7 protein-coding genes are annotated in these 13,018 nt (G+C 65.3%); 1 reads left to right on the top strand and 6 read right to left on the bottom strand.

Going from position 1 to position 13,018, the window contains the following annotated elements:
- Positions 1-13 precede the first annotated feature (13 nt).
- The 3 genes from FJ959_RS24570 to FJ959_RS24560 form a co-directional block, all read right to left on the bottom strand.
- Positions 14-2,425 (bottom strand): circularly permuted type 2 ATP-grasp protein, encoded by a 2,412-nt coding sequence (locus FJ959_RS24570; RefSeq protein WP_140632596.1) that lies wholly within the window; start codon positions 2,423-2,425, stop codon positions 14-16.
- Positions 2,426-2,431: 6 nt separating this feature from the next.
- Positions 2,432-5,791, bottom strand: a complete 3,360-nt coding sequence (locus FJ959_RS24565; RefSeq protein ID WP_140632593.1) for a transglutaminase family protein — start codon at positions 5,789-5,791, stop codon at positions 2,432-2,434.
- A 104-nt stretch (positions 5,792-5,895) separates the two neighbouring features.
- A complete protein-coding gene (locus tag FJ959_RS24560) occupies positions 5,896-7,092 on the bottom strand; it encodes an acyl-CoA dehydrogenase (RefSeq protein ID WP_140632590.1) in 1,197 nt (398 codons plus the stop codon).
- A 104-nt stretch (positions 7,093-7,196) separates the two neighbouring features.
- On the opposite strand from FJ959_RS24560, the gene FJ959_RS24555 reads away from it, so the two are divergent.
- Positions 7,197-8,108, top strand: a complete 912-nt coding sequence (locus FJ959_RS24555) for a LysR family transcriptional regulator (protein ID WP_140513619.1) — start codon at positions 7,197-7,199, stop codon at positions 8,106-8,108.
- On the opposite strand, the gene FJ959_RS24550 is transcribed toward FJ959_RS24555, so the two are convergent.
- The 3 genes from FJ959_RS24550 to FJ959_RS24540 form a co-directional block, all read right to left on the bottom strand.
- Positions 8,109-10,430 carry a Tex family protein gene (locus FJ959_RS24550; protein ID WP_140632674.1) on the bottom strand — a complete coding sequence of 774 codons (2,322 nt, stop codon included), beginning with the start codon at positions 10,428-10,430 and terminating at the stop codon, positions 8,109-8,111.
- A 121-nt stretch (positions 10,431-10,551) separates the two neighbouring features.
- Entirely contained in the window at positions 10,552-11,730 is a 1,179-nt protein-coding gene (locus FJ959_RS24545) for a serine hydrolase (RefSeq protein WP_140566272.1), read from the bottom strand.
- 33 nt (positions 11,731-11,763) lie between these two features.
- Complete coding sequence (locus tag FJ959_RS24540) at positions 11,764-12,960, bottom strand: serine hydrolase (protein WP_140632588.1); 1,197 nt, start codon at positions 12,958-12,960, stop codon at positions 11,764-11,766.
- Positions 12,961-13,018: the final 58 nt, after the last annotated feature.

The following is a 13,018-nucleotide window of genomic DNA, read 5'->3' as shown; positions in this document are numbered from 1 at the left end:
CCGGAGCGCCGCCTTACCCGAAATAGGCCTTGGCGAGGCTGCTGTAGAGCCCGCCTATCTCGCCGGCGAGATCGTTCAGCGCCTTCACACTCATGTCCGCTGGCTCCTTGATGGCGATGGCTGTGTTGAGCTGCAGGATCTCCTTGGCCGCAGGCGACATGTGCCCTTCGCCGCCGATCGCCGGCAGCAGTCCGATCTCGGCCTTCAGCCGTTCGAGCTGGAACAGGATGGAACGCGGATTGAGCGGATCGAGCGCAAGAAGGTCGATCACCGTGCGGCGGCCGGCTTGCACAGGGTATTGCCGCCGGTGCGTCATGACGCTGTCGCCGATCTCCAGCATCATGTCGAGCGAGCCGTCCGGCGCCTTGTCACTGGTCAGCCGGGCGAGCGTGCTGGCGATCTGTATGCCGCGCTCCAGCCGCCGGCCGATCTCAAGGAAGCGCCAGCCCGCAAAGCGGTACATGTTCTCGTGCAGCAGGCCGGAAAAACCGGCGAGCTTGCGCAGGATGACGGTCATGGCCCGTGTCGCATCATCCCCCGGCGCCACCGTCGTCGCGAACTGATGGATGGTCTTCGACAGGTCCTTGAGGGCCAGCCAGCCATCCGGCGAGAAACGGTCGCGGATCTGGCCGGCGCTGTAGACGGCGCTGTCCAGCGTGCCGATCAGCCCCGATGGGATCGCTGTTTCGACATCGATGCCGAACGGTTCGAGATGATCCCTGATGTCGGCCAGCAACGGCATATCCGGGTCGGAGGTTTCGGCGAGCCGCACATGATAGGCGCGCAGGATGCGCACCGTGTCTTCCGAGCGTTCGATGTAGCGGCCCAGCCAGGTCAGGTTTTCCGCTGCGCGGCTGGGCAGGCTGCCCGGCCTGGTGCGGCTGAAGCTGTCACCCTCTTGTGGCAGCAGCGTCTCGCGCTCCACCGGCCGGTCGCTGACCACCCATACGTCGGCCGCCTGGCCGCCGCGCTGCATGGCGATTGCCGTCGGATCGAGCGACAGGCCGACGCGGGCGAACCCGCCCGGCATCACCGTCCAGCCCTCGGGCGTGCGCGCCAGGTAGACACGCAGGCTTGCCGGCCGCGGCTCCAGCCAGCCGCCGACATAGACGGGCGTCGTCGAAAGCGTCACCGCTTCCTGGCCGACGAAAGCGTCGCCGTCGCGCTCGATGCGCGCCACCAGGTCGGCCCGCTCCCCGGCCGACAGCGCCGCGCCGAGCTTGGTCTGGTCGTCGTCCTCGAAGGCCAGCCTCGTCGACAGCGCCGGCCCAATCACCATGCGGTCGATATTGGCGAGCACATGCGCTCGGTCGGATGCCTGACCGCACCACCATGTCGCGACGGTGGGCAGCTTGAGTTCTTCGCCCCGCAATTCGCGCGCGATCTTGGGCAGGAAGGCAAGTAGCGCGCGCGTTTCCATCAGGCCCGAGCCGAGCGCATTGACGGTGGACACGCTGCCTTGCCGGATCGCCTCGATCAGGCCCGGCGTACCGATCTGCGACTCCGAGCGCAGTTCCAACGGATCGGCGAACGCCGCGTCCAGCCGTCGCCACAGCACGCTGATCGGCATCAGCCCGGAAACGGTGCGCACCATCAGCCGGCCCCCGGAAACGGTCAGGTCCTCGCCTTCGAGCAGCATGATGCCGAGATAGCGGGCGATATAGGCGTGTTCGTAATAGGTTTCGTTGAGCGGTCCAGGCGTCAGAATGGCGACGCGGCCGTCGGCTTCCCTGGCCATGCCGATCAGCGCATCGCGAAAGCGCCGGAAGAAGCCGGCGAGGCGATGCACATGCATCTCGCCATAGATGTCCGACAGCGCGCGGGTCGTGGCGACGCGGTTCTCCAGAGCGAAACCGGCGCCGGATGGTGCCTGAGTACGGTCGCCCAACACCCACCAGCGGCCGTCCGGCCCGCGGCCGAGTTCGAAGGCGCAGAAATGCAGGAAATGGCCGTCGGCCGGCCTGGTGCCGACCACCGGCCGCAAATATTCGGGGCTTGCCGCGATCAGACCGGCCGGCAGGATGCCCTTTTCGACCAGCCGGTTCGGCCCGTATATATCGGCGATGATCTCCTCGAACAGCTCGGCGCGCTGCACCAGGCCGGCGCTGATCGCTGCCCACTCGGCGTCCTCGATGAGCACCGGGACATGCGCCAGCGGCCATTCGCGCTCGTTGGCGCCGGCCTTGTCGTAGACGCGATAATAGACGCCGGCGTCGCGCAGATACTGGTCGGCACGGGCAAAACGCTGGGCGAGTTCTTCGGCGCCGAGATCGTCGAGCGCCTCGATGAAATGCTTCCAGGCCGGACGGGGATTGCCCGAAGCGTCGACCATCTCGTCGACGACGCCGTCGATCGGCTGGTAGTGCTCCAGCAGGCAATGGATCTGCGCCTTGCCGCGTACCCGCTTGTGATTCCCCTTTGCCATGTCAGATCAGAATCTTGGTGGACGCCGAAGGTCAAGCGTCATGGGGAAATCTTCCGTGGGTTGTTCCTCGCGCAACACATAGGCCGACGGCGTGTGGCCGCGCGCTTCGAAGCGGGCGAGCCGGCGCGCTTCCGCCTCGTTGCCGTTGACCGGAAAAGTGTCGTAGCTGCGCCCGCCCGGATGCGCGACATGATAGACGCAGCCGCCAACCGCCCGACCCGACCAACGGTCGTAGATATCGAACACCAGCGGCGTATTGACCGGCAGTGCCGGATGCAGGCCCGAAGCGGGCTGCCACGCCTTGAAGCGCACGCCCGCCACCGCGACTTCCCTGTTGTCGGTAACCTTCATCGGCACGATGCGGCCGTTGCAGACGACGGCATGGCGCTCCGGATTGAGACCTTCGGTCTTGACCTGCAACCTTTCGACCGAGGAATCGACGAAGCGCACGGTGCCGCCGATGGCCCCCTGCTCGCCCATGACATGCCACGGCTCCAGGGCCTGCCGCAGTTCCAGCTTGACGCCCGCATATTGGACCTCGCCGCAGAAGGGAAAGCGGAACTCGACCTGCGCGTCGAACCATTCGGGGCGGAACGTGAAACCGTTGAGCTTGAGGTCGTCGAGAACGTCGAGAAAATCTGCCCAGACATGATGCGGCAGCATGAAGCGGTCGTGCAGCGACGTGCCCCAGCGCACGAAACGGCCGTAGAGCGGGTTCTTCCAGGCGCGAGCGATGATCGCCCTGACCAGCAGTTGCTGCGCCAAGCTCATGCGCGCATTGGGCGGCATCTCGAAGCCGCGGAATTCCACCAGCCCCAGCCGTCCCGTCGGTCCGTCAGGCGAAAACAGCTTGTCGATGCAGATTTCCGAGCGGTGCGTATTCCCGGTGACGTCGGTCAAAAGGTTGCGGAACAGCCGGTCGACCAGCCATGGCAAAGGCGCGTTGCCGTGGTGCGGATGCGGCATCTGCGCCATGGCGATTTCCAGCTCGTAGAGCGAATCGTGGCGCGCCTCGTCGAAGCGCGGCGCCTGGCTGGTCGGGCCGATGAACAGGCCGGAGAAGAGATAAGACAGCGAGGGATGCCGCTGCCATTTCAGCACCAGGCTCTTCAAAAGATCGGGGCGGCGCAGAAACGGGCTGTCATTGGGGGTCGCGCCGCCGACCACAACATGGTTGCCGCCGCCGGTGCCGGTGTGGCGGCCGTCGATCATGAATTTATCCGCGCCAAGCCGCGTTTGCCGCGCCTCCTCGTAGATCGCCGTGGTCGTCGCCACGCAGTCCTGCCAGTTGGCAGCCGGGTGGATGTTGACCTCGATGACGCCAGGGTCCGGCGCGACGCGGATGACGTTGAGGCGCGGATCATGCGGCGGGCCGTAGCCCTCGATATGCACTGGCAACCTGATCGCCTTGGCCGCGTTCTCGGCTGCTGCCACCAGCTCAAGATAATCCTCCAGCGCCTCGACCGGCGGCATGAACACGCAGAGCCGTCCCTCGCGCGGCTCGACCGAAAGCGCGGTACGCACCGCGCCGCCGATCTCGGTGATCTCCTGCTCGACCCGGTCCTGCTGGGCGGTCGCGGCCGTGAACGATGCCGCCTGCTGGCGGCGTGCTATTTCATCGGCGCCCTGAGGATCGGCCGGAGCCGCCATGGGCAAGATCGCCTCCCGCACGGGCAGCGCACCGCGCGGCTGCGACGGATCGACCGGAACGATATAGGGAAACTGCTCCGGCGGCACGTGAGGCAGCGTGCCGAGCGGCAGGCGGTAGCCGACCGGTGAATCGCCCGGCACCAGGAACAGCCGCCCGCGCCGCGTCGTCCATTTTTCCGAGCGCCAGCGCTGGCCCGACGCCTGGCTGTTCCAGCGCTGCACCGGCAGCACATAGCCCGACGGCTTGGTTAGCCCGCGTTCGAACACCGTCGCCATGCGGCTGCGCTCTTCGGGATCCTCCAGCTTCGAATTGGACGGATCGACATTCTCCGGCAGCTTGCCTTCCTTGAGCAGCCACTCGGCCGGATCCTCATAGGCTTCGCTGACCATGGACGTTTCGATGCCGAGCTCGCCGGCGATCGCGGTCAGCAGGCTCTCGGCCTGCTTCGGACCGATATCGGCTTCGCTTTTCTCCCGCGCGATCAGCGACGGGTCGCTCCACACCGGCTGGCCGTCGGTGCGCCAGTAGAGCGAAAAGGTCCAGCGCGGTAAGCTTTCGCCGGGGTACCATTTGCCTTGGCCATAATGGAGGAAGCCGCCAGGCGCGAAGCGCTCGCGCAGCCTCCGGATCAGCGCATCGGCCTTTTCGCGTTTTGTCGGGCCGACGGCGGCGGTGTTCCACTCGGCGGACTCGAAATCGTCGATCGACACGAAGGTCGGCTCGCCGCCCATGGTCAGCCGTACATCCCCGTCCGCCAGCGCCGCATCGACCTTGTTGCCGAGCGCATCAAGCGCATGCCAGCTTTCATCCGAGAACGGCTTGGTGATGCGCGGATGCTCCGCGATGCGGTCGACCCGCATGTCGAAGCCGAACTCGACATTGGCAAAGCTCGCCATGCCGGAAATGGGCGCTGCATTGCGAAAATGCGGGGTGGCGGCAAGCGGTACATGGCTCTCGCCGGTAAGCAGGCCCGAAGTCGGGTCGAAACCGATCCAGCCAGCGCCGGGAAGATAGACCTCGCACCAGGCGTGCAGGTCAGTGAAATCCACGGATGTACCGGCCGGCCCATCGAGCGCGACGAGGTCGGGCTTGAGCTGGATCAGATAGCCCGAGACAAAGCGCGCGGCGATGCCTAGATTGCGCAGGATCTGCACCAGCAGCCAGCTCGAATCGCGGCACGACCCTTTGGCGGCCGCCAGCGTTTCCTCCGGCGAGAACACGCCGGTCTCCATGCGCACGATATAGGCGATTTCGCGCTGCAGCCGGGCATTGAGGTCGACGAGAAAATTGACCGTGTTTTTCGGGCTGGTATCGATGGTTTTCAGGAACGCCGACAGCAGCGGGCCTGCCGGTTCCGGTGTGCGATAGATGGCGAGGTCGTTGCGTGTCTCTTCCGGATACTCGAACGGGAAATTTTCCGCCGTCTCCTCGACGAAGAAATCGAACGGGTTGTAGACCGTCATGTCGGCGACGAGGTCGACCTCGATCTTGAGTTCGCTCACCGGGTCGGGAAAGACGAAACGGGCGAGGAAATTGCCGTAGGGGTCCTGCTGGAGATTGACGAAGTGGTTCGCCGGATCGACCTTCAACGAATGGCTGAGCACTTTGGTGCGCGAATGTGGCGCCGGCTGGAGCCTGATCACCTGGGGACCAAGAACCACCGGCCGGTCGTATTTGTAATGGGTCAGGTGATAGACGGCGGCCAGAATTGCCATGGAGCCCCGGAAGATCGGCGTTTAGCTGGCCGAACCCTGACACATCTGGCCGTCATTCTCCAAGCGGATGTTGCGCTGCACCTAACTTAAACGGCTACCGAACCTCAGAAAAACGCTTGGATCCCCGTCTGCGCCCGCCCCAGGATCAGCGCGTGCACGTCATGCGTGCCCTCATAGGTGTTGACCGTCTCCAGATTCTGCGCATGGCGCATCACGTGATAGCCGATCTGGATGCCGTTGCCGCCATGCATGTCGCGCGCCTGGCGGGCGATGTCGAGCGCCTTGCCGCAATTGTTGCGCTTGACGATCGAGATCATCTCCGGCGCCATCTTGCCTTCGTCGAGCAGCCGCCCGACGCGCAACGAGGCCTGCAGCCCGAGCGCGATCTCGGTCTGCATGTCGGCGAGCTTCTTCTGGTAGAGCTGCGTGCTGGCCAGCGGCTTGCCGAACTGCTTGCGGTCGAGGCCATACTGGCGCGCGCGATGCCAGCAATCTTCGGCCGCGCCCATCGAGCCCCAGGAAATGCCGTAGCGAGCCCGGTTGAGGCAGCCGAACGGCCCCTTCAGCCCCGACACGTTGGGCAGCAGAGCATCCTCGCCGACCTCGACGCCTTCCATAACCACCTCGCCGGTGATCGACGCCCGCAGCGACAGCTTGCCGCCGATCTTCGGCGCCGAAAGCCCCTTCATGCCCTTTTCCAGGACGAAGCCACGGATCTCATCCTTGCCGTTCTCGCCCTTCAGCTTCGCCCAGACGACGAACACGTCGGCGACGGGCGCATTGGAGATCCACATCTTGGAGCCGGTAAGCTTGTAACCATTGGCGGTCTTCTCGGCGCGCGTCTTCATGCCGCCGGGGTCGGAGCCGGCATCCGGTTCGGTCAGGCCGAAACAGCCTATCCACTCGCCGCTGGCGAGCTTGGGTAGATACTTCCTGCGCTGTTCGTCCGAGCCATAGGCATAAATGGGATACATCACCAGCGACGACTGCACCGACATCATCGAACGATAGCCGGAATCGACGCGCTCCACTTCGCGGGCGACCAGGCCGTAGGTGACATAGTTGGCGCCGAGGCCGCCGAATTCTTCCGGAATGTTGATGCCGAGCAGGCCGGCCTCGCCCATCTCGCGAAAAATCGCCGTGTCGAAGGTTTCGTTGAGATAGGCCTCCTCGATGCGCGGCGCGAGCTTGTCGGCGGCGAAGGCCGCCGCCCCGTCCCGCACCATGCGCTCGTCTTCCGAAAGTTGGTCCTCGATCAGGAACGGGTCTTCCCAGGCGAATGCATTCTTGTCGGCGGCCATGGCGTCTCGATCCTTAAAAACGGGTGAAGCCCGGCTTATCGGCCCACGGCCTGAAAAAATCAAACGAAATTGCTTCACCGATCAATGAGCGTTAGGAATAGATCATGAGCGTCCAACGTCGTCTTTTGCCTAACATCAACGCGCTTGCCGCCTTCGAAGCGGTGGCCCGGCTTGGCAGTTTCACCGCTGCAGCCCAGGAGCTGGATTTAACCCAGGGCGCCGTCAGTCGGCAGATCAGGCTGATCGAGGGCCAGTTTGGCCGCCGGCTGTTCGAGCGCGACAGCCGCAATGTCCGGCTGTCGGCGGCGGGCGAAACCTACGCCGAAGTGGTCCGTTCGGCACTTGGCCAATTGCGCGACGCAGCCCTTGGATTGATGAGTAATCGGCATAGCGGCATCCTGAACCTCGCAATCCTGCCGACCTTCGGCACGCGCTGGCTGATGCCGATGATCCCAGACTTCGTCGACAACAATCCCGACATCACCATCAACTTCGTCACCCGCGTCGGCCGCTTCGACTTCGCCAGAGAGCGGCTGGATGCCGCCATCCATTATGGCCTGCCGGACTGGCCCGAGGCAGACTCGACGCTGCTGGTGCGGGAGGTGGTGGCCCCGGTGGTGTCGCCCGAATTTCTCGCCGAGCGCTCCATCGCCACGCCGGCCGACATCGGCCGTCTGCCGCTGCTGCACATGGCGACGCGGCCTGGCGCCTGGACAGAATGGTTTGAGCATCAGGGCCTGAGCGCGCCGACCGGACCGGGTATGCAGTTCGAACAGTTCGGCACCGCCGCCCAGGCCTGTATGGCGGGTCTGGGCGTGGCTCTGCTGCCGCAAATCCTCATCTCAGGCGAGTTGCAGCGCGGCCAGCTGGTGCCCGCGCCCGGCCAGCCTATGCACAGCCGCAGCGCCTATTATCTAGTCGTCCCGCACGACAAGCGCGGCCATCCGCCGGTCGCGAGTTTTCGAGATTGGCTGACGAGCCAGGTTGAAAAGGACCCGGCTGTTCTGGCGTGGTAGCTACTTCCGCTTCAACGCATCCGCCAACGCCGCGCCGAACGCACCTTGCTGTGGCGGCCGCTCCGGCTGGCGCTGCGGCGCGGGCGAGCGTGGCGCCGGCCTGCCGCCGCCATTGTCTCGCGGGCCGCGCGATGCGCCGCCCTCGCCACCATCCCTGCGCATGGAAAGCGCGATCCGCTTGCGCTTGATGTCGACATCGACGACCCGCACCTTGACCACGTCGCCGGCCTTGACCACCTCATGCGCGTCCTTGATGAAACGGTCGGCCAGTTGCGAAACGTGCACCAGCCCGTCCTGGTGGACGCCGATGTCGACGAAGGCGCCGAAGGCGGCGACATTGGTGACGGTGCCTTCCAGCAGCATGCCGGGCTTCAGATCCTTGATGTCGTCGATGCCATCGGCGAAGGTTGCCGTCTTGAAGCCGGGGCGCGGATCGCGGCCGGGCTTTTCCAGCTCAGCCAAAATGTCGCGCACCGTCGGCAGGCCGAACCGCTCGTCCACGAAAACGCGCGGATCGAGCGCCTTCAGCGCCGCACTGTCGCCCATCAGCGAACGCACATCGCGCCCGCAGGCGGCGACGATCTTTTTGGCCACGCCGTAGGCTTCCGGATGCACGGCCGAGGCGTCGAGCGGCTCGGAGCCGTTCGGGATGCGCAGGAAGCCGGCGCATTGCTCGAACGCACGCGGCCCGAGGCGGGAGACCTTGAGCAAATCCTTGCGGCTGGCGAACGGGCCGGTGGCATCGCGATGCGCGACGATGGCGTCTGCGAGCGACGCCCCGAGCCCTGAAACCCGCGCCAGAAGCGGCGCCGAAGCCGTGTTGAGATCGACGCCAACCGCGTTGACGGCGTCCTCGACCACCGCCTCCAGCGAGCGGCCAAGCCGGTACTGGTCGACATCGTGCTGATACTGGCCGACGCCGATCGATTTCGGCTCGATCTTGACCAGTTCGGCCAGCGGATCCTGCAAGCGGCGCGCGATCGACACCGCACCGCGCAATGACACGTCGAGACCGGGGAATTCCGCCGCCGCCGTCGCCGAAGCCGAATAGACCGAAGCGCCGGCCTCGCTGACGATCACCTTGAGCGGCTTCGGCCCGCCGTCGGAAGGCATGTCGGACAGCATGTCGGCCACCAGCTTCTCGGTTTCGCGGCTGCCGGTGCCATTGCCGATCGAGATCAGCTCGACCTTGTGCAGGCGAACGAGCTTGGCGAGCTCCGCCTGCGTGCCACGCACATCGTTCCTGGGCGGGAACGGATAGACCGTTGTCGTCGCCACCAGCTTGCCGGTGCCGTCGACCACCGCGACCTTGACGCCGGTGCGGATGCCAGGGTCGAGCCCCATCGTCGGCCGCGATCCGGCGGGGGCGGCGAGCAGCAGATCCTTCAAATTGCGGGCGAAGACGTGGATCGCCTCTTCCTCGGCCCGTTCGCGCAGGTCGCGCATCAGATCGAGCGTCAGGTGCAGGGATAGTTTTATGCGCCAGGTCCAGCCTGCGACCTCCATCAGCCAGCGATCGCCCGGCAGGCTGCCGCCGATGGCGTAGGCATTGGCGATCATCCGCTCTACCGGCTTCACCGGCGAAGAGTCGTCGGCATCGACCTCGATGTCGAGCGACAGCACCTCCTCGTTGCGGCCGCGCAGCATCGCCAGCGCGCGGTGGCTCGGCACGGTGGCCCAGCGCTCGACATGGTCGAAATAATCGGAGAATTTCGCACCCGCCTCCTGCTTGCCGTCGACCACCCTGGCGCGCATGAAGGCGCGTTCCTTCATGTAGCTTCGCAGCTTGCCGACCAGGTCGGCATTCTCGGCGAACTGCTCCGACACTATGTCGCGCGCACCCTCAAGTGCCGCCTTGGCGTCGGCCACGTCCTCGGTCAGATAGGCCAGTGCGAGTTCCGCCGGCACCAGCGAGCGGTCGGCCAGGATGGCTTCCGCCAGCGGCCCCAGCCCACGCTCCCGGGCGATCTCCGCCCTGGTGCGGCGCTTGGGCTTGTAGGGCAGGTAGATGTCTTCGAGCTCGGCCTTGGTGACGGCGGAGGCGAGCTTGGATTCAAGCTCGTCGGTCAGCTTGCCTTGCTCCCGGATCGAGCCAAGGATGGTGTCACGCCGCGCGTCGAGCTCACGCAGATAGGCAAGACGCTCCGACAGCAGGCGCAATTGCGTGTCGTCGAGCCCGCCCGTCACCTCCTTGCGGTAGCGCGCCACGAACGGCACGGTCGCGCCTTCGTCGAGCAGCCCGATGGCAGCGGCGGCCTGTTCGGGCCGCGCTGTGATCTCGGTCGCGATAATGGCTGCGATGCGCTTGATGTCGGATGCCATGCCGTTCCTGCTCTTCTCGAAAAGAGCGGCGACCATAGGCGCAGTTATCCTGCCCGCCAACCTTCGCGGTTTCACCGGCGACAGAGGTCCACAGGAAAGCGCGCCCTAATGTTGCGGCCGCTCAGACCATCCGGCTCAGCGCTTCGAAGAATGCGACGATCTCGAGATCGAGCGGATCGTCGACCGGCTCGGGCTGCGATGACATCTTGGCGATCACCACTTCCGTCCGGGGGTCGACATAGAGCCACTGGCCATGGATCCCGATGCCGCAATAGGCCCCGTTCTCATGTCCTGTCTGGTACCATTTGTTGCGGTAGCGGCCCTTGGGAAACAGCGGCAGCATGGCGCCACGCTGCCAGGCTTCAGAACTGCCGCCGGTTACCGTGGTGTCGCGCACCCAGGCCTCGGGCACGATGCGGCGGCCATTCGCAGTGCCCCCTTGCCGCATCATCTCGCCGACGCGCGCCAGATCGCGCGGCGTCACCGAGATGCCGCCGGCAGTGCGCGCCGTGCCCTCCATGTCGACCGCCACCGAAGCTTCGCCGGCAGCACCCAGCGGCAGCCACAGTTTCTCGCGCATCAGGTCGGCGAAGCGCTGGCCGGACGCCCGTTCGAGCAGCAGGCCAAGCAGGTCGGAATTGGGGGACCGGTAGCGGAAGGTCTGGCCATGCGGCTCGGCGAGCCGCTGCAGTGTCAGGAGGAATTCACGCAGGCTTTCCGTGCCGCCGCCCGGGTTCCACAAGGTGGCGCGACGGTAACGAGCAAAGGCGCTTTCGGGATCGAGGTAGGCCTCCTCGAAATCGAGGCTGACACTCATATCGAGCACATGCCGCACGGTAGCCTCGCCATAGGCCGAATCGCCGGCTTCCGGTATGTAGGCCGTCACCGGGGCTTCCGGATCGAACACGCCCTCGCCTTCCAATATGCCGGCCATGATCGCGGTCACCGACTTGCTGATCGAAAAGATGATGTGGCGGGCGCCGAAATCCATATGCGGCGCAAACCAGTCGCCGACGATCCTGCCGCCTCTCATGACGGTCAGCGCATCCGTGTGCGAGCGGCTGAGAAAAGCCGCGACGGTTTCCGGCGTGCTCGCCACCGCGATCTTTTCGTCGAGCAATCCGCCGAAATCCTCGGCCGGCGCCTCGTTGACCGGCAGGGCGGCGACACGCGCGCTCGGCACCAGCTCGCCGACGTTCTGGAATGACCATCGGTTGAACGGATTTTCCCGCCAGTTGGCGAGCAGCACCTGGTTGCGGCGGAAGCCGTAACGGGTCTCGAACGCGGTCTTGCCGGTCATGGCATTTCCTTCCAGGTCGTGTCTTGTGGGGGTTCAGCTCAGCGCGGCGGCGATGGCATGCACGGCCTTCAGCGTCGCCATGGAATAGGCGACGTTGCTGAAATCCGGCCAGCTCGAAAGCTTGACCACGACCATCCGCGTATTCCAGTCGATGTGGATCATCTGCCCGAACACGCCCCGGCACATCAGCGCCCGCGAATGTGGATTCTCGATCCAGAACTGGTTGCGATAGCTGCCCTCTGGCAGGTTCGGACTAAAGCCCGGCCCGTGGCTGCCGCTGCGCGTCGCCTCGATCCAATCGGCAGGCACGATGCCACCGCCATTGTCGAGGATCAGCTGGCCGAAGCGGGCATAATCGCGCAGCGTCGCGTTGAAGCCGCCATCGGCCAGTGCGTAGCCCGCGCTGTCGACGGTGAAGCAGGCGCTTTCATCGGCGCCGAGCTTTTGCCAGAGTTCTTCCGAAACCAGCTGTGCCAGCCGCTTGCCTGTCACCCCCTCCATGATGAACGCGAGCACATCGGTTTCGACCGAGCGGTACTCGAATGCCGCCCCATGTGGCCGAACCGTCTCCGTCAAGCCCAGGATCAGCTCGAACATGTGCGCGGGCCAGCGAAAGTCCGGGTCGCTGCCCGGCGGCACCGGCTTCCAGCCGGTGGCGACATCGACCTGGCCGATATCGGAATAGCGATCGGTATATTCCTCGGAAAAGCGCACTCCGCTCGTCATGTCGAGCACGTGCTGGACGCTGGCGCCGGCCCACCCGGTTGCCTTCAGCGCCGGCAGGTAGTCGGCAAGCGGTTTTGTCGGATCGACCAGCCCGCGCCCGGCCAGTATGCCGAACACCGAGCCGGTGACCGATTTGGCCATGGACTGCGACAGATGCAGCGTGCGCTCGTCCATGCCGTTGAGGTAACGCTCATAGGCTATCTTGCGGTCCTTGAGCACCAGGAAACCATCCGTGTAGGTCTCGTCGAGCAGGCCCGCGAGCGTCGAGGCCTTGCCATCGCTGTCCTCGACCGGCAGCCCGTCGAGATCGACCTCGGCGCGTTCGAGGCGGTGACGGTGGCCATTGCCGCGCCAGACTTCGACGGTCGGCAGAATTTCCCTGATGTGCTGGAAAGCCCAGCGGTTCCAGGGCGGCCTGTCCCAGTCGAGCCTTGGTGGCACCATGGCGGGCGGCGAGCCCTGCATGATCGGCGGCCGCGGATCGCTGTTGCGATAGGAGTCCATGAAAGCCATTCCCGGAAACGGAAAAGACCCGGCGGCATGTGCCGCCGGGTCCGTCATG

This window comes from Mesorhizobium sp. B2-2-4, from assembly GCF_006442375.1.
Taxonomy (GTDB): Bacteria; Pseudomonadota; Alphaproteobacteria; order Rhizobiales; family Rhizobiaceae; genus Mesorhizobium.
Note: the sequence above shows the minus strand (reverse complement) of the source record. Positions and strands in the feature narration are given on the sequence as shown.